This is a genomic window from Dyella sp. (genome assembly GCF_036384435.1).
Lineage (GTDB): Bacteria > Pseudomonadota > Gammaproteobacteria > Xanthomonadales > Rhodanobacteraceae > GSA-30.
The window spans coordinates 21,262-38,803 of record NZ_DASVMI010000114.1 but is presented as its reverse complement, the minus strand read 5'-3'; the positions used below and the strand labels follow the sequence as shown (position 1 = coordinate 38,803).

Below are 17,542 nucleotides of genomic sequence, written 5' to 3'. Positions count from 1 at the left end.
GCGAACCATGGCGATGCGTGTCAGAGGTTGTAGGCTTTTTCCTCGTGCAGCGAGATATCCAGGCCGACCATCTCCTGTTCGTCGTCGACGCGCAGGCCCAGGGTCAGATCCAACGCCTTGAGGATCACGTAGCTGGTGAGGGCACTCCAGCCGACGGTTAACAGAACGCCCTTGGTCTGTATCCACAGCTGGGCGCCAAGGTCGGTAACTGTGCCAAAACCACCGAGTGAGGGCGCCGCCAGAGGGCCTGTAAGAACGCCGCCGATGATGCCGGCCACCGCGTGCACGCCGAATACATCCAGCGAGTCGTCGTAACCAAGCTTGTGCTTGAGCCTGGTCGCGGTGAAGAAACACACCACGCCTGCAACGGCACCAAGCACGAGGGCGCCACCAGGGCCCACGGTACCGGCGGCGGGTGTGACGGCCACCAGGCCGGCTACCGCACCTGAGACAATGCCCAGCACGCTCGGGCGACCATGACTGACCCACTCGGCCACCAGCCAGCCCAGTGCGGCGGCAGCCGTGGCGATCTGGGTGACCAGCATGGCCATGCCCGCGCTGCCATTGGCGGCTACGGCCGAGCCGGCGTTGAAGCCGAACCATCCCAGCCACAACAGACTTGCGCCGACGACGGTGTAACCGAGATTGTGCGGCGGCATCGGCGTATGCGGGTAACCGCGTCGCTTGCCGATGACCAGGCAGGCAACTAAGCCGGCAATGCCTGCGTTGATGTGCACGACCGTACCGCCGGCAAAATCGAGCACGCCCAGGTCACCCAACAGCGATCCTGGACCACTCCACACCATGTGCGCCATCGGTAGATAGGCGATGGTCAGCCACAACCCGCTGAACCATAGCAACGCACTGAACTTCATGCGTTCGGCAAAAGCGCCGATGATCAGCGCGGGAGTGATGATCGCGAAGGTCAACTGGAACATCACGAAGACTGCTTCGGGCACAGTCTGGTACAGCGAATCGGGTTTGAGCCCGGCCAGCATCGTCCTGTCCAGGCCACCGATGATCGAATGCAGGTTGGTGACGTGTGCCTGCATGCCTTGCGTGCTGAAGGCCAGCGAATAGCCATAGACCATCCAGAGCACGGTGACCAGCGCGGTGATGGCAAAGCATTGCATCAGCACCGATAGCAGATTCTTGGCGCGCACCATGCCGCCGTAGAACAGCGCCAGGCCGGGAATGGTCATCAACAGTACCAGCATCGTGGACGTGAGCATCCACGCCGTATCGCCACTGTTGAGCACAGGGGTGGGCGCCACGGCTTGGGCGAGGGCCGGAGAGGCCGCGCATGTCAGTCCCAGTGCCAGCAAGCCTTGTATCAACGTCTTCGTCTGCATGTCAGAGCGCATCGGCGTCGACCTCCTGCGTGCGGATGCGGATCGCCTGTTCCAGTTCGCTGACGAAGATCTTGCCGTCTCCGATTTTGCCGGTGCGTGCCGCACCGCTGATCGCCTCGATCGCCTGTTCGAGTTGCTCGTCCGTTACAGCGATCTCCACCTTCAGCTTAGGCAGGAAATCCACCACGTATTCGGCACCCCGGTAGAGCTCGGTGTGCCCATGCTGCCTGCCGAAGCCTTTGACCTCGGTCACGGTCATTCCCGTGATGCCCACATCGGTCAGCGCCTGGCGAACATCATCCAGGGTGAACGGCTTGATGACTGCTGTAATCCACTTCATGCCTGCTATCCCCAGCAGTGGCTTTGTGGCGGTGCAGCAGGATGCGTGCCAATTCATCAAGGCATGCCATGATGATTAAAATCAGTGGGTTAAGATTTGCCTTAGGGGGCTCTTGCGCGATTGTGGGGCAATCGGGATGCACGAAGGCGCCCGTGCGGTGCAATGCGTCAGATTGACCGAGTGAGGGTAAATCAGTACCATTTTAGTCCCGATTCCACCGGCCATCCTTTCGCCCCATGCTTCGCGTCAGCCGCCTAACCGATTACGCCACGGTGGTGATGACCTGCATGGCCGGTCACCCGGACGAGGTGCTCAGCACGGCGCAGATCGCCGATGAGACCCGTTTGGAGTTGCCTACCGTAAGCAAGCTGCTCAAAGCGCTGGGGCATGCCGGCCTGGTGGAATCGTTTCGCGGCGTCAATGGCGGCTATCGCCTGGCCAGGGTGGCCAGCGACATTTCGCTCGCGCAGATCGTCGAAGCCATGGAAGGGCCGATTGGCATGACCGAATGCAGCATGGTCGACGGCCAGTGCGAACGCGCATCGCAATGTTCTGTGCGCGGTAGCTGGCAACAGGTGAGTCTGGCCGTCGAGCGCGCGCTCAAGGCCATGAGCCTGGCCGACATGCTGGCACCACCGCAGACCATCGCACTTCCCACCGGCCGCGCCGGTGAAATGAAAGGCACAACTGCATCATGAGCATCGAAATCAGCGAAAACGCCACCGTGCTCCGGGACAACGCCGAGGTCGCCTCGGCGCTTGGTCGTCGCTACGAGGCCGGTTTCGTGACCGACATCGAAACCGACAGCCTGCCGCCGGGCCTGTCCGAAGACATCGTGCGCCAGCTTTCCGCGCTCAAGCATGAGCCGGATTGGATGACCGAGTGGCGACTGAAAGCGTATCGCCACTGGTTGACCATGGCCGAACCGCATTGGGCCAAGTTGAAGATCGGTGCGATCGATTTCCAGGCGATCAGTTACTACGCCTCGCCGAAGAACCGGCCCAAGTCGCTCGATGAGGTCGATCCCAAACTGTTGGAAACCTACGACAAGCTCGGCGTGCCGCTGCATGAGCGGGCCAAGCTCGCAGGTGTAGCGGTCGATGCGGTATTCGATTCGGTATCGGTCGGCACCACCTTCCGCAAGGAACTGGCCGAGGCCGGCGTGATCTTCTGCTCGATGAGTGAAGCCATCCGCGAGCATCCCGAATTGGTAAAGAAGTACCTGGGCTCGGTAGTGCCCGTGGGCGATAACTATTTCGCAGCCCTCAATTCGGCGGTGTTTTCCGATGGTTCGTTCGTCTTCATCCCCAAGGGTGTGCGTTGCCCGATGGAATTGTCGACGTACTTCCGCATTAATGCCGGGCACACGGGCCAGTTCGAGCGCACCTTGATCATCGCTGAGGACGCCGCTTACGTGTCCTACCTGGAAGGCTGTACGGCGCCGATGCGCGACGAGAACCAGCTACATGCGGCAGTCGTGGAACTGGTGGCGCTGGAAAAAGCGCAGATCAAATATTCCACCGTGCAGAACTGGTATCCGGGCGACGAAGAAGGGCGTGGCGGCATCTACAACTTCGTTACCAAGCGCGGCGACTGCCGCGGTAACGATTCGAAGATTTCCTGGACGCAGGTGGAGACCGGCTCGGCGATAACCTGGAAGTACCCCAGTTGCGTGTTGCGCGGCGATCGCTCGGTGGGCGAGTTCTACTCGGTTGCGCTGACGCACCATCGCCAGCAGGCTGATACGGGCACCAAGATGATCCATATCGGCAAGGACACCAAGTCCAAGATCGTTTCCAAGGGCATCAGTGCCGGTCGCAGCTCAAACGCGTATCGTGGCCTGGTGCGTGTGGAAAAGGGCGCCGAGGGCGCGCGCAACTATACCCAGTGCGACTCGCTGCTGATCGGCAAGCGCTGCGGCGCGCATACGTTCCCGTACATGGAAGTGAAGAATCCCACGGCCATCGTCGAGCATGAGGCAACCACCTCGAAGATCTCCGATGACCAGCTGTTCTATTGCCGCGCGCGTGGCATTGGCGAGGAAGACGCCGTCTCGATGATCGTCGATGGCTTCTGCAAGCAGGTATTCCGTGAGCTGCCGATGGAATTTGCCGTCGAGGCCAAGAAGCTGCTGGAGATCTCGCTGGAAGGCGCGGTCGGTTAATCACTTTCGGATAGAAACACCATGTTGAAGATCGAAAACCTGCATGCCCGCGTGGAGGGCAAGGAAATCCTCAAGGGACTTAGCCTTACCGTGAACCCGGGTGAGGTGCATGCCATCATGGGCCCCAATGGCGCGGGCAAGTCCACGCTGGGTAATGTGCTGTCCGGGCGCGATGGCTATGAAGTGACCGAAGGGTCGGTGATCTTTGAAGGTCGCGACCTGCTGGCTCTGGAGCCGGAAGAGCGTGCTGCCGCCGGCATGTTCCTGGCCTTCCAGTACCCGGTGGAAATCCCCGGCGTCAACAACACCTATTTCCTGCGTGCCGCGCTCAACGCGCAGCGCAAGCAGCGCGGTGAGGGCGAGTTGGATTCCATGCAGTTTCTCAAGCTTGTGCGCGAGAAGCTCAAGATCATGCAGATCTCCGATGAGTTGCTGCATCGCGCCGTGAACGAAGGGTTTTCCGGCGGTGAGAAGAAGCGCAACGAAATTTTCCAGATGGCTGTGCTCGAACCGAAGCTGGCCGTGCTCGACGAGACCGACTCAGGCCTGGACATCGATGCGCTCAAGCAGGTCTCGCAAGGTGTCAATGCGTTGCGCTCATCCGAACGTGCATTCCTGGTGATCACCCACTACCAGCGCCTGCTCGACTATATCGAGCCCGACTTCGTGCACGTGCTGGCCGACGGCCGTATCGTCGAAAGTGGCGACAAGGCGCTGGCATTGAAGCTTGAGCGGCTCGGTTATGCCTGGGTCGGCGAACGCGAACCGGCTGGAGCACAGGCATGAGCCAGCAGCCGGCCTCATCGCCGATGCTCGAATCGCTGCTGGAAGCGCCGCTGCCACAAGGCGCTGCCTGGCTCGACGTGATTCGTCGCGAAAACCTCGATGCGCTGGCTGCCCATGGTTTGCCGGATAGTCGCCATGAAGCCTGGAAGTACACCGCACTGCGTGGGCTCGCCCAACGGCGCTTCCATCAGGGCGACGCACTTGCTTTGACGCGTGAGGTCGATGCGGGCTTATTGCAACTGCCTGGTATTGATGGTCCGCGCCTGGTGTTCGTCAATGGGGCATTCCGAGCCGATCTTTCGCGCTTGGACGACTTGCCCGATGGCCTGGAAGTGCTGCCGCTGTCGCGGGCCCTGGCGCAGGACGACGAGCCGCTGCGTTTCGCGTTGAGCCAGCGTTACCGGGACGTGGCCGATGCCTTCGCGCAACTCAATATCGCCTACGCTACCGATGGCGTCGTGCTGCGGGTAGCCGCTGGCGCCAGGATCGATGCTCCCTTGCAGTTGAGTTTCCTGGGCGCCGAAGCTGGTGAGCTGGCCTGGCACTTGCGCCACGTGATTGCCTTGGGTGACGGGGCGCAACTGAGCTTGGTCGAGCATCATGCTGGGCTATCCAATTCGCCGCAGTTGGTCACTTCGATGGCCGATATCGTGCTTGGCGAGGGAGCGCGGTTGCAGATGACCGTGTTGCAGCAGGCCGCGTCAGAGGCCGCGCTGGTGCGTCGTACCGGGTTGCAGTTGGGCGTTGCGGCGCACGCTACCATGCATGTGGCCGAACTTGGCGGCGGGCTGGTTCGCCATGACCTGTATGGCGAGTTGAAGGGTGATGGTGCGCGCCTGGATACGCGCGGAGTGTTCGCGCTGCGTGGTCGCCAGCATGTCGATACGCAGTTGGCATTGCGCCATGACGCACTCGCTACCGCATCCGAGTCGTTGTGGCGAGGTGTGGCCGACCAGCGAGCGCGTGGTGTATTCCGTGGCGCCATCGTCGTGGCCGAAGGTGCCGATGGCAGCGATGCGAGCTTGAGCAACAAGAACCTGCTGTTGTCGGCACAGGCCGAGATCGACACCAAGCCGGAACTGGAAATCTACGCCGACGAGGTCAAGGCAGCCCACGGCGCCACGGTCGGCCAGTTGGACGAGCGAGCCCTGTTTTATCTACGTTCGCGTGGCATTGCGTTGGCCCAAGCGCGCACGTTACTGACCGCCGCGTTCTGTCGCGCCGTGCTGGCCGATATTCCGCACGAACCCCTGCGCGATCACATATCGGACCTGCTATTGGCGCAGCTGCCCGCCGACGTGTCCGCCTGAAGCGATTCGAGTTCCTTCCCATGAATGCACAGCCGCAGTCCCCGGTTTTCGACGTCGAGCGTATCCGTGCCGACTTTCCCCTGTTGTCGCGCACCGTTCACGGCAAGCCGTTGGTGTACCTGGACAATGCCAATACCAGCCAGAAGCCGGCTGTCGTGATCGATGCCGTGGATCGGCACTATCGCGAGCACAATGCCAATGTGGCGCGTGCTGTGCATCTGCTGGGCGAAGAGGCGACGGCAGCCTATGAAAGTGCTCGCGATGGCCTGGCTCGGTTCATTCATGCCGAATCGCGCGACGACATCGTGCTTACCTCGGGTACCACGCAATCGATCAACCTGGTGGCCTACAGCTACGCGCTGCCGCGATTGAAGGAAGGCGACAGCATCCTGACCACGGTCATGGAGCACCATGCCAACATCGTGCCGTGGCAACTGGTCGCCGCGCGAAGCGGGGCCAAGGTCAAGGCTGCGCCGATCGACGAGCGCGGTGAGCTGATCGTCGAGAAGTTCTTCGACATGCTCACCCCCGAGGTAAAGCTGGCTTGCGTCACCCACGTCTCCAATGTGCTCGGTACCGTCAATCCCGTGCGCGAGATTGCGCGCGAGTGTCGCAAGCGTGGCATTGCCTTGCTGGTGGATGGCTCGCAGGCGGTACCGCATCGCCCGGTGGACGTGAAGGCCCTGGGATGCGATTTCTATGCGCTGACCGGACACAAGATGCTCGGTCCCACAGGGACCGGTGCTTTGTGGGCCAGGCGCGAGCACCTGCAATCCATGCCGCCGTTCTTTGGCGGCGGCGAGATGATTCGCGAGGTGCGTTTCGACGGCACGGTCTTCGCCGATGCGCCGCACAAGTTCGAGGCAGGCACGCCGAATATCGCCGGTTTCGCCGGCCTGGCCCAGGCCATTGGCTACTACGAGGAACTTGGTTTCGAGGCCACCCACGCTTGGGAGCAGACATTGCTTACCTACGCGACCGAGCGCCTGTCCGAGATCCCCGGCGTGCGTATCTTCGGCCAGGCGAAGGACAAGGAGCCGGTGATCTCGTTCCTGTTGGAAGGTGCTCAGGCGACCGACCTGGCGACGCTGCTGGACCTGGAAGGTATAGCGGTCCGTTCGGGCCATCATTGCGCCCATCCCTTGATGCAATTCTTCGGGGTGCCGGCAACCTTGCGTGCGTCGCTGGCCTTCTACAACACCAGGGCTGAAATAGACGCCTTTGTCGCGGCCATACTCAAGGTACGCAAGTTGCTGCTCTGACCGCACGCGCGTGCGGTCGGCCTGATGGGTTACATTGGGCCGGATCGACAGGATGATCGAAGGGAGAGAGCATCATGCCGAAGGGGAAGGGGCGCGTGGTCGCGCTTGGCAGGTGGCTGACACTGTGGCTGCTTTGCATCGGACTGGCCTCGCTGGCCATGGCCGACGAATTGCCTTCCCTGGAAGGGCGTGTCAATGACTATGCCAAGGTGCTTGGCGATACGTCCGTGCTGGAGCAGAAGCTGGCCGCCGAGGAGGCTCGGTCCGGCGACCAGGTCGTGGTGCTGACGGTGCCCGATCTGAAAGGGCGGGATATCGAAAGCTTCTCCAACGACACCTTCCACAGGTGGCGGCTTGGCCACAAAGGCGTGGATAACGGCGTCTTGATCGTTCTAGCCATCAATGATCGCCGGGCACGCATCGAGGTCGGCTATGGATTGGAAGGCGACCTGACCGATGCAACGACTGCGATGATCCTGCGCGATCACATGCATCCATTCTTCACACGCGGCGATTACGCCCGCGGCGTCAATGAAGGCGTGGATGCGGTGCTCGATGTGCTTGCCCATGCCGAACCCGTCGCCACTCCCGAACCGCATGAGCAACATACGTCGAATGTACCCGGCTGGGTGGCGGTGTTCGCGTTTGTCCTTACCCTGATCTTCGCCTTGATGGCGTCCACGGGGGGCGGCCTGTACACACTGTGGACACCGTTCGCGTGCAGTATCTTCGTGTTCATTGCGGCGCCCTGGATGCTTGCGCTCGGCATCCTGGTGCTGGCTTTGGTGAGCGTTTACCTGTTGCGTCGGCGTGACATGCGCAAAGCCTTCAGGCGTGATGGCCGCGTTCGCAAGGCGTATGTCGATCGAGGGCTGACGGCTTGGCCGCCGTCGCTGTGGCAGATCATGCTTTGGACCGGAACGTGGACGGTTGCGACATCATCGCGTTCGACAGGCTGGTCCAGTAGCGACAGCGCTACGTCCTGGAGTAGCGATTCGAGTTCATCCAGTGACTGGTCTTCGTCATCGGACAGCTCGGATTTTTCCGGTGGCGGTGGTGATTCGGGCGGTGGTGGTTCATCCGACAGCTGGTGATCGCCCCCTCAGGAGAGGGGGCGATACCATCGATTACCAGATCTTTACCTGCTCATCGCCGGATCGGACCATCTTCGAGCCGGCCTTGCACTGGAACGCCTGCGCAAATGCCGGCATGTTCGAGGGCGCACCGATCGCGCGGAACTGCGCCGGGGCATGCGGATCGGTATTGAGCGAGGTCAGTTGCGCTTCCGGGCGGATATTGCCACGCCATACGCGCGCCCAGTTGAGGAAGAAGCGCTGATCCTGGGTGTAGCCGTCGATCTTGCGGCTGGCTTCCTGCGGGTTGTTCTTCAGTGCCATCTGCAACGCGTCGTAGGCGGCATTCAGGCCACCCAGGTCACCGATATTCTCGCCCATGGTCAATTGACCATTCACGTGCTTGCCCGGAAGCGGCTCGTAGCTGTCGAACTGTGCGGCAAGCTTGGCCGTGCGAGCCTCGAATGCCTTACGATCGGCATCGGTCCACCAGTTGACGTTGTTGCCCTGGGCGTCGAACTTGCTGCCCTGGTCGTCATAGCCATGGCCCATTTCGTGGCCGATGACCGCGCCGATACCGCCGTAATTGAGCGCGTCGTCCGCGTCGGCGGAGAAGAAGGGCGGTTGCAGGATGGCCGCGGGGAAAACGATCTCGTTCTTCTGCGAATTGTAATAGGCGTTGACGGTCTGGGGTGTCATGCCCCATTCGGTGCGATCGACCGGCTTGCCGATCTTGTCGACCATGTATTGGTAGTTGAATTTCCGGGCGGCTCGCACGTTGGCAAAGTAGTTGTCCGGGCTCAGCTCCAGCGCGCTCCAGTCGCGCCATTTATCGGGATAGCCGATCTTCGGTACGAAGCTCGCCCATTTCTCCAGCGCTTTGCGCTTGGTGGAGGCGCTCATCCAGTCAAGGTTCTCGATGCGCGTCTTGTAGGCTGCGCGCAGGTTGTTGACCAATTCGAGTGCGCGCTGCTTGGACTGCGCCGAGAAGGTGCGATCGACGTACAACTGGCCCAGCGCCATGCCCATGCTTTCGTTGACTGTGTCGAGCGCGATCTTCCAGCGAACTTTCATTTCCTTCTGGCCATTGAGCGTCTTCTCGTTGAAGGCGAAGTCTTCCTGTTGGAACGGCTTGGACAGGAAGGGGGCGGCTTGATCGATCGCATGGACGCGCAGGTATGCTTGCCATTGCGCTACCGGTACGTCACCGAGCATCTTGTCGATCTCGGCGAAATATTTCGGTTGCGACAGCGAGAACCCGTCTGTGACATCGGCGTGCTGCGCCTTGAAGAACGCCGCCCATTCCAGATGGGGCGTGATCTTGTCTGCTTCCGCGATACTCATGTAGTTGTAACGATTTTCCGGCTTGCGCATCTCCGTGGGTACCAGCGATGCCGCGGCGAGGCGTGTCTCGAACTTCATCACCGCGTCGGCCTGTGTTTTCGCATCGGCACTTGCTATGCCTGTCAGTTCAAGCAGCCTGGCCAGGTGCGCAACATAGGCGATGCGGATCTTTTCGTAATCGGGCTTGGTGTAGTAGTCGGGCGTGGGCAATCCCAGGCCACCTTGTCCGGCGAAGGCGATCTGCTTGTTGGAATCCTTGAAGTCAGGGCTGCCGCCGAAGCGGAACAGCACGGGCGTGCCTTGTGCGTAGGTGCTGGTGATGTAGGCGACCACGTCGGTTGGCGACTTGATCGCGTCGATGCTCGCCAGCTGTGGCTTGATCGGGTCGAAGCCAGCTTTTTCGATTGCCGCCTCATTCATGCCGGTGGCATAGAGATAGCCGATCTTCTGTTCGATGGAGCCGGCCTGGGCATGGCCGGCGCTGCTCGACGCGGCTTCCACGATCTGGCGCTGCACATTCAGACTGTCCTCGCGCAGGGCGTCGAACGAGCCCCAGCGTGTGCGATCGGCGGGAATCGGATTGGCGGCGACCCATTTGGCATTGACGAAGCCATTGAAGTCGTTACAAGGATCGATCTTCTTATCCAGGTCCTGGATATTGAAAAGATGCTTGGGCGAAGCGTCGGCGGCCATCGCGCCGACGCTGCAAAGGCTCAGGCTCACCGCCAGGGCCAGCGGCTTGAAAAGATGCTTACTCATGGTTACTCCACGCACGATCCGGATACCCGCGCCCCACGCGCAGGTCAATCGATCCAGGCTAGGCAGGGCAGCAACCAGGCCGACAGTGTCGAAGGTCATTGTCGTTGCGATGCCGCCGACAGATCTTCCGCGGCAGCAGCCTCTTCGCGCGGCTTGCTCGGGACATCGCCGATATCGGGCGAACGCATTATCATGCGTGGCATGTCCCAGTCCCCGTCTCTTCGTTTTCGCGCGGCCGCCGTGGCCGATATTCCTGCCATCGTGGCCCTGGTCGAATCGGCGTACCGCGGCGACTCCGGTCGCCTGGGCTGGACTACCGAATCGGACCTGCTCGACGGACAGCGCACCGATGTCGAGGGTGTTGCCGCGCTGATCGGCGTAGACGGCAGCCAGGTGCTGCTGGCCGAACATGATGGTGCATTGCTTGCCTGTTGCCACGTGGCGGTCAAGCAAGGCGACGGCTATTTCGGCATGTTTGCCGTCAATCCGTTATCGCAGAAGGCGGGCCTGGGCAAGGCGCTGCTTGGCGAGGCCGAGAGGATCGCGGCGCAGGAGTGGCGTTGTCCGGTGATGCGCATGACGGTGATCGAGCAGCGTGCCGACCTGATCGCCTGGTACGAGCGCCGCGGATATCGCCGCACTGGCCAGTTCGAGCCGTTTCCCTATGGCGACGAACGTTTTGGTATACCACGACGTGACGACCTGCGTTTCGAATGGCTTGCCAAGAACCTTGCGCAGGTGTCCGCATGAGCGAGGACATGAAGGACTGGGTGTTCGTCGGCACACGCAGCGAACTGCTGCCTGGCGAATTCAAGGTCGTGTGGGATGGCGACACTGCGATCGCGGTGTACAACATCGATGGCGATCTTTATGCCGTCGAGGACGTGTGCAGCCATGACGGTGGCGAGTTGGCTGGTGGGCCGGTGCACGGATTCGAAGTGGAATGCCCGCGCCATGGCGCACGCTTCGACTTGCGCAACGGGGAGGTGACTTGTCCGCCGGCTTATGAGCCAGTGGCATGCTTCCCGGTGCGCGAGGCTTTTGGTGGCATCTGGACCCGCGATGATCGCTAGTCCTTGCGGTTGCTAGAATCGGTACACGAGTCCCAGTGATGTCGAAATCTGGTTGGCCGAACCGAAGTGCCTCACCAGTGGGCTGTCGGCTGCATCGCCAAGCAGTCGCGCATAATCGAGCGCAAAGAGAATGCCGGTACGACGAGTGACCGGAACCATCGCGTCGTACTCCAGCTCGATTTGCTGGCCGCCCGCGCCTGGGCGCCATGCCTGGGTACCCAGCAACGCGGCCTGGTCGTAGGTCACGCCGAAAAAGCGACGCATGGCTGCCTGGTTCATCGCCTGCCACTGGATCTGCACCGAGTGCTCGATGCCCCAGATCGGCGGCAGCCCGCTATCGAGATAGAGGTTGAAATAGGCACCGGCGCCCTGGGTGTCGTGGCTGAGGGTAGCGCCGAAGTTCATCGCTTCGTTGGGGTGATACTCGATGTAGCCGCCACCATTGAGCCGTGGCGATAGCGAGTCGATCTTGCCGGCCAGACGCGCACCCAGGTCATCGTGGCTGCGCCCCCACATGTAGTTTCCGTACAGTCCGCCCTGCCACCCATCATGGTGGATGAAATCCACGGTGAGCCCGTCGGAGGTGGACAGGGTGATCACCTTGTCCACCGTGACCTGCACGAAGGGCGCCCATTGATCACGATGGTTGTTCGATCCGAGCCAACCGGGCATGCGAATCACGCCCGCACCGATATAATTGGTCAGGTCCGGCGCGGCGGGAGCGTCTTCACCGTGTGCCTGAGAGGCACCAAGGGCCGCGATACCCCATAGCAGCGCCAGCGGCGCATGCCTGCGACGCCTCACGAAGAACGCACCGTGGCAGGCGTGCCGTTGGCGCCGGGAAAGCGCACCAATACACGTTGTCCGATGCGCATCGATAGCGGCGGGGGCTGGTCGAAGACCAGCACGCATTCCACGGATCGGGTCGTCGAGCGCACCATGGGATCTTCTTCAAGAGTACTGGGGCCAAACACTGCACCAATGCGCAACACGCGCGCGTGAAGAGGGTGGGCAGCGCTTCCGCTATCGTCCAGTACCTCGGCCTCCATGCCCTCATGCACGACGCCGACGAAGGATTCGTTGAGCTCCGCGCGTACGATGCGCGGTACATCCGGCAGGAGGGTAAATACCGGTGTGTTAACGCTGGCGGAGGCGCCGGGCTGGATGTTGCGATTCACCACCACTCCGTCGATGGGGGCAATCAGGCTGCGTTGTGCCAATTCGTATCGCGCCGAGGCCACTTTTTGTGCTGCCATGGCGGTCGTGGCGCGCGTGCTCTCAAGTTCACCTTGTAATTGCATGGCAGCCTGTTTCGCGTCGTCAGCGGTCTGGCCGTCGCTGGCACCCGCCGCAGCGGCATTGGCAAGTCGCTGGGCGCGTTGCTGGGCTGCCTTGATGCGGGATTCCAGCAGGGTTGCCTGGACCTGTAACTGCTTTTGTTCGGCCAGTGCCGTATCCAGCGCCAGCTGCGCTGGCTGCGTGTCCAGGCGCGCCAGCAATTGTCCCTTATGCACCTGGTCGCCCTCATGAGCCTTCACCTCGGCGACCACTCCATCGCGCGGCATCGCCAGACGCAACAGGCCGCCCTCGATATCGATGCGGCCGCGTGCCATGGCCTGGTAGGCAGAGGTGGCCGATGTGCCCGGTTTGTCCTTGGCATGGGTGTCATTGTTGTTCGAGCAGCCGGCGAGGCAGGCGAGCGCGATCAGCACAGACGGATAGATCAGGCGCGAGGTCATGCGAGGGGTTCCTTGAAATCATCGCCAGTGGGGCTGGAAGCGATGGTGGGGCGATGATCGCTCAGGATGCGACCATCCTCCATGTTGAGTACACGATCAGCGTGGCTGACCAGGCGCGGATCATGTGTCACGCACAGCACCGTGGTGCCGTGCGCGCGCGCGATGCGATGAAGGATGTCGATGACGATCTGGCCGTTGGCAGCGTCGAGCGCGCTGGTCGGCTCGTCGGCGAACAGCAGCTCGGGCTCCTTGGCCAGCGCGCGGGCGATCGCTACGCGCTGTTTTTCGCCACCGGACAGCTCCGAGGGGCGAAGCGTCATGCGTGGACCCAGGCCCACTTCCTCCAGTGAGGTGGTCGCACGCTTGCGTGCCTGCGTATCGGACAGGCCCAGGTAGCTCAGCGGCAACGCGACCTGTTCGAGCGCATTGAGCGCCGGGAAGAGGTTGAAGCCCTGGAATACGAAGCCGGTGTGATGCAAGCGGAAACGTTCCAGCGCATGCGTGTCCAGTTCGGCCAAGTCCTGGCCTAGTGCGCAAACCTGGCCACTGTCTGGACGCTGCAAACCGCTGAGGATCGCCAAGAGGGTGCTTTTGCCGCAGCCGGATGGGCCAGAGATCAGCGTAAGCTCTCCGCTCCTGACATCCAGCGTGAGGTCCTGCAGCACGGTGCTGCGCAGCTTGCCGGTCGTGAACGCCTTGCTGATCTGGCGTGCCTGCAACGATGTCGATGGGAAGTAAGGCTTTTGCAACGTCGTCTATCTCAGCAAGGTGGCGGGATCAGCGCGGCGCAGGCTGCGCATGGCCGCCAGGCCCGACACCACGGCAAGCCCGAGGATCAGCACGATGCAGGCAATGATCGCCACCGGCGACAGTGCCACCGGCACGCTGTAGCTGCGCGCTATGACGAATAGCAGCGTGCCTAGCGCCAAGCTGCCGAGCAGGCCGAGTGCGCCAACCCAGAAGGCCTGTTCCAGCACGACCTTGCGTAAGGCGCCGACACCGACACCGAGCGCGTTGAGCGTAGCGTATTCGCGCACCGATCCCACCACGGCGGCAACCAATGTCTGGCTGGTGATTACCGCCCCGACCAGGAACACAATGCCGGCCAGGAACAGCACGGCCGCGCCGGCGCCCGTGTCTAGCATCCAGTACATTTGCGAGCGGCGTGCGAATGCCTTGGCCGCCCAGATGTCGTAGGGACCGAAGCTGGTCGCGCCGCGCAGGCGCTTGACCACCGCATGCGGCCTGATGCCGTCGCGCAGCTTGGCCACGAAGTAGGTCATGCGCCCGGCGTTGCCCGGATCGGTGTCCAGGTCATGCGCGGTGGCAAGCGAGGCCAGGATGTTGACCCCGCCGAGTGCACGCAATCCATGGCCCACGCCCACGACCCGCACGCGTTGGCCGTTGATGATGGCACTGTCGCCCACGTTTACGCCCAGGCTGTCCAGGTCGGCGCGATCGACCACGACGGCATGCGGCTGGTTGAGCAGGGCACGCAGCTCAGGAGCTAGCACGCGAGAGAACATCAGGCCATCCGGTCGCGTGTCGATCCCCGAAACGAAGACCGAAACACCGCCGTTGTCGCCCGGGCCGCGCCAGTCCGCATCCACCCAATGAAACGGCTCGACCTTGCTGACAGCAGGATCCATCAGCAACCGCATTTCCACGTCGGCATCGATCGAGCGGCCCAGGTTGACGCTTTGCGTGCCAGGATAGCCCGCCCACAGATCGGCGGATGAACCGGTGATGTAGACACTGGCACTTCCGAAAATGCCCAGCACAAGTGCCGCTTGCAGCAGTTGCAATAGACCAGCGAATCCCACGGCCAGGATGGCTGGGAGGAAACGGCGCCACTCGTAGACAAGGGTCTTGCGTGCAAGAGCGATCATTTCTTCGCAGCCCCGTGCTTGGTATCCGCATCGATGGGTGCGCCGCCAAGTGCCTTGTAGAGCGATACATAGGCCAGATCTCTTGCGGCACGTGCTTCGATAAGCTGCAAGCGCGCACGCTGCCGATCAAGCTGGCTGTCTTGCACTTCCTGGCCGCTGGCCAGATTGAATTCATGACGCTTGCGGGTGGCTTCCATGGCAAGGCTCAAGGCATCCATGGCTTGCTGGGAGGACGTTTCGCGCATATGTGACTGCTGCAGTTCTCCCATAGCCGATTCGACCTCCGCCACGCCTTGCAGGACCGCCTGGCGATACGCGTAAACGGCGGCCGTAAGCTGATGGTTCTTTGCGCTGGCCTCGGCCTTGCGTTTTCCCCAATCGAACAGCGGCACATCAATCACCGGGCCGATCGAGAAGATTCCGTCGCTTGTACGGACCCTGCGATTGCGTACCAGATTGGCCGACCATTGCAGCGATGTGCCGATTCCCAGGTGGGGGTAGATATCGGCCTTGCTCAAGCCGGCTTCGCCGGCGGCGCGTAGCACCTCAGCCTCTGCTGCGTTGATTTCCGGCCGCGTGCGCAGCAGATCCCCGGGTGCCTGGGTGACCTGGTAGTTGCCTAGTTGCGGTTGCGGGCCGGGTTCCAGCCAGGCTGCATCGGGTTCGCTCTGACCCAGCAGTACAGCCAGTTGTTGGGCCTTGCTGGTGATCTGCTGCTGGGGAGCGGCCAGGTCGGCGTTTGCCCGGGCCAGTTCCGCACGAGCCCGCTGTGTTTCAAGCGAAGCGCCCAAGTGAAGATTCTCGCGGACTTCGGCCAGGCGCAGCTTTTCGCTCTGCGCGTCACGAATGTCTGAAAGCGCGGCCCATTGCTGTTGCGCCGAACGCAGTTCGATCCATGTGCGCACGACTTCCGCCACCAGCGAGACGCGCGCCCCCTGCATCGCTGCCTGTGCTTGATCCTCCTGTGCCTGACCAACGCGTTTGGCATTGGTCCAGGCGCCGAAGAGCGGAAGCTCCCAGATCGCATCGAAACCGACGATGAAAAATGACGCGGTCGCATCCGGATCGATGACGTCGTTGGTGCGCAAATTCAACGAAGGCAGATAGTTGTCATGACTATGGCCGTTCAGTGTGCGCGCGGCGCGTAGACGCTCGGCGGCCTGGGCCAGTTCAAGATTATCCTGCAAGGCCCGTTCGACCAGGGCGTTGAGCTGGGGATCTTCAAGGGCCTTCCACCAGTCGCGCAAGTCTGCCTGGACCGGACGTGCATCGTTGGGCATGTTGCGCCAAGCATCGGGTACCGAGGGCTTCAATTCGGGCAAGGGCGCCGCCGAGCAACCCGCCAGCGTGACCAGCACTGCGGTCCATACCAGAGGGGCGAGGTGCCAGCGGCCACCTCGTGCGGACCAAGCATGTAGGAATTTCGACATAAACGAAGACAGGGTGAAACTCCCGGGGCCGCGGAAACTGAAATGCTCGGAGGTCAGGAACGGCCGGGAAGTTCCCGCCCCTACGTACACCGTGCAAAAACCTGTCGGACCCGTCCTAATTTCCCGGGTTGCCGAAGAGGCCGTCTGACTGTGCGAAGCATACCTCCTGCAGCCATTGAATGGCCCCGTGCGCAGCCTTTTGTCGTCATCTTCATGAATAAAAGCCGCTTTCTTCACCCCGGAAAGGGGGCCGAAAGGGGGGCGTCCCAAGATGCGCCCAACTGAAGATGCCGGAGCGGCGTGCGTGACTGCTTGGAAAATCCTCTGCGACTTTGATGGCACCATTTCCGTCGAGGACGTGATCGACTCATTGCTGGACCGGTTCGGACGTCCGGGCTGGGAGGCGCTGGAGCGCGATTGGCGTGCAGGTAAGATTGGCTCGCGTGAGTGCATGACCGGGCAGGTGAGCCTGTTGGACATGACTCAGACCGATCTGGACAAGCATCTGTCCACGTTGTGGATCGACCACGCCTTTCCCGATTTCGTCGCCAAGGCCCAGGAGCTGAACACGCCCATCCGCGTGGTGAGCGATGGCCTGGACTATGCCATTCACCAGATCCTTGGCCGCTACGGCCTGGATAACCTGCCGTTGGCCGCCAATCACCTGGCGCCAGCCATGCCACCACGCCAGTGGCAGCTCACTTCGCCTTTCCAGGCCGAGGGTTGTCGCAGCGGCACATGCAAGTGCGCTTGCGTGTCGCAGGCGCGCCAGGGTGGTTACAAGACGTTACTGATCGGCGATGGCGCTTCGGATTTCTGCGCTGCCGATCGGGTCGATTTCGTGTTCGCCAAGCATCGCCTGATCGAGCACTGCCGCCATGCCGGCATTTCCTACGTGCCGATCACCGGCTTCGAAGACGCCCTGGAACTGCTGCCGCGCCTGCTCGATGGCAGCCTGACCGAATATGTTGCACCCGCAGTGGCTGCCTCGGCTGCCGCGCGCTGAATCTCCTGCCAGACC

General features: G+C 61.9%; 17 protein-coding genes. 9 read left to right on the top strand and 8 right to left on the bottom strand.

The features are described from left to right. Nucleotides 1–20 precede the first annotated feature (20 nt). Both VF436_RS11625 and VF436_RS11620 read right to left on the bottom strand, forming a co-directional pair. On the bottom strand, nt 21–1,364 hold the full coding sequence (locus VF436_RS11625) for an ammonium transporter (RefSeq protein ID WP_330904193.1): 1,344 nt from the start codon (nt 1,362–1,364) through the stop codon (nt 21–23). Continuing rightward, a complete protein-coding gene (locus VF436_RS11620; RefSeq protein WP_330904192.1) occupies nt 1,354–1,692 on the bottom strand; it encodes a P-II family nitrogen regulator in 339 nt (112 codons plus the stop codon). Before VF436_RS11620 ends, VF436_RS11625 begins: the two co-directional genes overlap by 11 nt. Nucleotides 1,693–1,928: 236 nt before the next feature. On the opposite strand from VF436_RS11620, the gene VF436_RS11615 reads away from it, so the two are divergent. The 6 genes from VF436_RS11615 to VF436_RS11590 all read left to right on the top strand — a co-directional run bounded on the left by VF436_RS11615 (nt 1,929) and on the right by VF436_RS11590 (nt 8,308). After that, nucleotides 1,929–2,390, top strand: a complete 462-nt coding sequence (locus tag VF436_RS11615; RefSeq protein ID WP_330904191.1) for an SUF system Fe-S cluster assembly regulator — start codon at nt 1,929–1,931, stop codon at nt 2,388–2,390. Further along, nucleotides 2,387–3,856: a Fe-S cluster assembly protein SufB gene (sufB, locus tag VF436_RS11610; protein WP_330904190.1), complete on the top strand. Its 1,470-nt coding sequence runs from the start codon at nt 2,387–2,389 to the stop codon at nt 3,854–3,856. Before VF436_RS11615 ends, sufB begins: the two co-directional genes overlap by 4 nt. Nucleotides 3,857–3,877: 21 nt before the next feature. After that, the gene (gene sufC / locus VF436_RS11605; RefSeq protein ID WP_330904189.1) at nt 3,878–4,642 is read left to right on the top strand and encodes a Fe-S cluster assembly ATPase SufC; all 765 of its coding nucleotides are present in this window, start codon (nt 3,878–3,880) and stop codon (nt 4,640–4,642) included. A gap of 23 nt (nt 4,643–4,665) precedes the next feature. Next, complete coding sequence (sufD, locus tag VF436_RS11600) at nt 4,666–5,952, top strand: Fe-S cluster assembly protein SufD (RefSeq protein WP_414649844.1); 1,287 nt, start codon at nt 4,666–4,668, stop codon at nt 5,950–5,952. A gap of 20 nt (nt 5,953–5,972) precedes the next feature. After that, a complete protein-coding gene (locus VF436_RS11595; protein ID WP_330904187.1) occupies nt 5,973–7,214 on the top strand; it encodes a cysteine desulfurase in 1,242 nt (413 codons plus the stop codon). A gap of 74 nt (nt 7,215–7,288) precedes the next feature. Beyond that, complete coding sequence (locus VF436_RS11590; protein WP_330904186.1) at nt 7,289–8,308, top strand: TPM domain-containing protein; 1,020 nt, start codon at nt 7,289–7,291, stop codon at nt 8,306–8,308. A 33-nt stretch (nt 8,309–8,341) separates the two neighbouring features. On the opposite strand, the gene VF436_RS11585 is transcribed toward VF436_RS11590, so the two are convergent. Beyond that, nucleotides 8,342–10,390 carry a M13 family metallopeptidase gene (locus VF436_RS11585; RefSeq protein ID WP_330904185.1) on the bottom strand — a complete coding sequence of 683 codons (2,049 nt, stop codon included), beginning with the start codon at nt 10,388–10,390 and terminating at the stop codon, nt 8,342–8,344. A 201-nt stretch (nt 10,391–10,591) separates the two neighbouring features. On the opposite strand from VF436_RS11585, the gene VF436_RS11580 reads away from it, so the two are divergent. Both VF436_RS11580 and VF436_RS11575 read left to right on the top strand, forming a co-directional pair. Further along, complete coding sequence (locus VF436_RS11580; RefSeq protein WP_330904184.1) at nt 10,592–11,140, top strand: GNAT family N-acetyltransferase; 549 nt, start codon at nt 10,592–10,594, stop codon at nt 11,138–11,140. A gap of 8 nt (nt 11,141–11,148) precedes the next feature. Beyond that, nucleotides 11,149–11,463 carry a non-heme iron oxygenase ferredoxin subunit gene (locus VF436_RS11575; RefSeq protein ID WP_414649843.1) on the top strand — a complete coding sequence of 105 codons (315 nt, stop codon included), beginning with the start codon at nt 11,149–11,151 and terminating at the stop codon, nt 11,461–11,463. A gap of 12 nt (nt 11,464–11,475) precedes the next feature. Here the strand turns inward: VF436_RS11575 and VF436_RS11570 are convergent, their stop codons facing one another. The 5 genes from VF436_RS11570 to VF436_RS11550 are packed head-to-tail and all read right to left on the bottom strand — an operon-like array spanning nt 11,476 to nt 16,521. Then, nucleotides 11,476–12,267: a MipA/OmpV family protein gene (locus VF436_RS11570; RefSeq protein ID WP_330904182.1), complete on the bottom strand. Its 792-nt coding sequence runs from the start codon at nt 12,265–12,267 to the stop codon at nt 11,476–11,478. Continuing rightward, a complete protein-coding gene (locus tag VF436_RS11565) occupies nt 12,264–13,202 on the bottom strand; it encodes an efflux RND transporter periplasmic adaptor subunit (protein WP_330904181.1) in 939 nt (312 codons plus the stop codon). The genes VF436_RS11570 and VF436_RS11565 overlap by 4 nt, the downstream gene beginning before the upstream one ends. Continuing rightward, entirely contained in the window at nt 13,199–13,951 is a 753-nt protein-coding gene (locus VF436_RS11560) for an ABC transporter ATP-binding protein (protein ID WP_330904180.1), read from the bottom strand. Before VF436_RS11560 ends, VF436_RS11565 begins: the two co-directional genes overlap by 4 nt. Nucleotides 13,952–13,957: 6 nt before the next feature. Next, entirely contained in the window at nt 13,958–15,091 is a 1,134-nt protein-coding gene (locus VF436_RS11555; protein ID WP_330904179.1) for an ABC transporter permease, read from the bottom strand. Beyond that, nucleotides 15,088–16,521 (bottom strand): TolC family protein, encoded by a 1,434-nt coding sequence (locus tag VF436_RS11550; protein WP_330904178.1) that lies wholly within the window; start codon nt 16,519–16,521, stop codon nt 15,088–15,090. Before VF436_RS11550 ends, VF436_RS11555 begins: the two co-directional genes overlap by 4 nt. A gap of 304 nt (nt 16,522–16,825) precedes the next feature. Here VF436_RS11550 and VF436_RS11545 point away from each other — a divergent pair, with 304 nt between their 5' ends. Then, the gene (locus VF436_RS11545; protein ID WP_330904177.1) at nt 16,826–17,527 is read left to right on the top strand and encodes an MtnX-like HAD-IB family phosphatase; all 702 of its coding nucleotides are present in this window, start codon (nt 16,826–16,828) and stop codon (nt 17,525–17,527) included. Nucleotides 17,528–17,542 lie beyond the last annotated feature (15 nt).

Excerpts from the sequence above, each read along its gene's own strand:
- VF436_RS11625 (WP_330904193.1), bottom strand. The coding sequence starts at position 1,364 with ATGCGCTCTGACATGCAGACGAAGACGTTGATACAAGGCTTGCTGGCA.
- VF436_RS11620 (WP_330904192.1), bottom strand. The coding sequence starts at position 1,692 with ATGAAGTGGATTACAGCAGTCATCAAGCCGTTCACCCTGGATGATGTT.
- VF436_RS11615 (WP_330904191.1), top strand. The coding sequence starts at position 1,929 with ATGCTTCGCGTCAGCCGCCTAACCGATTACGCCACGGTGGTGATGACC.
- sufB (WP_330904190.1), top strand. The coding sequence starts at position 2,387 with ATGAGCATCGAAATCAGCGAAAACGCCACCGTGCTCCGGGACAACGCC.
- sufC (WP_330904189.1), top strand. The coding sequence starts at position 3,878 with ATGTTGAAGATCGAAAACCTGCATGCCCGCGTGGAGGGCAAGGAAATC.
- sufD (WP_414649844.1), top strand. The coding sequence starts at position 4,666 with ATGCTCGAATCGCTGCTGGAAGCGCCGCTGCCACAAGGCGCTGCCTGG.
- VF436_RS11595 (WP_330904187.1), top strand. The coding sequence starts at position 5,973 with ATGAATGCACAGCCGCAGTCCCCGGTTTTCGACGTCGAGCGTATCCGT.
- VF436_RS11590 (WP_330904186.1), top strand. The coding sequence starts at position 7,289 with ATGCCGAAGGGGAAGGGGCGCGTGGTCGCGCTTGGCAGGTGGCTGACA.
- VF436_RS11585 (WP_330904185.1), bottom strand. The coding sequence starts at position 10,390 with ATGAGTAAGCATCTTTTCAAGCCGCTGGCCCTGGCGGTGAGCCTGAGC.
- VF436_RS11580 (WP_330904184.1), top strand. The coding sequence starts at position 10,592 with ATGTCCCAGTCCCCGTCTCTTCGTTTTCGCGCGGCCGCCGTGGCCGAT.
- VF436_RS11575 (WP_414649843.1), top strand. The coding sequence starts at position 11,149 with ATGAAGGACTGGGTGTTCGTCGGCACACGCAGCGAACTGCTGCCTGGC.
- VF436_RS11565 (WP_330904181.1), bottom strand. The coding sequence starts at position 13,202 with ATGACCTCGCGCCTGATCTATCCGTCTGTGCTGATCGCGCTCGCCTGC.
- VF436_RS11555 (WP_330904179.1), bottom strand. The coding sequence starts at position 15,091 with ATGATCGCTCTTGCACGCAAGACCCTTGTCTACGAGTGGCGCCGTTTC.
- VF436_RS11550 (WP_330904178.1), bottom strand. The coding sequence starts at position 16,521 with ATGTCGAAATTCCTACATGCTTGGTCCGCACGAGGTGGCCGCTGGCAC.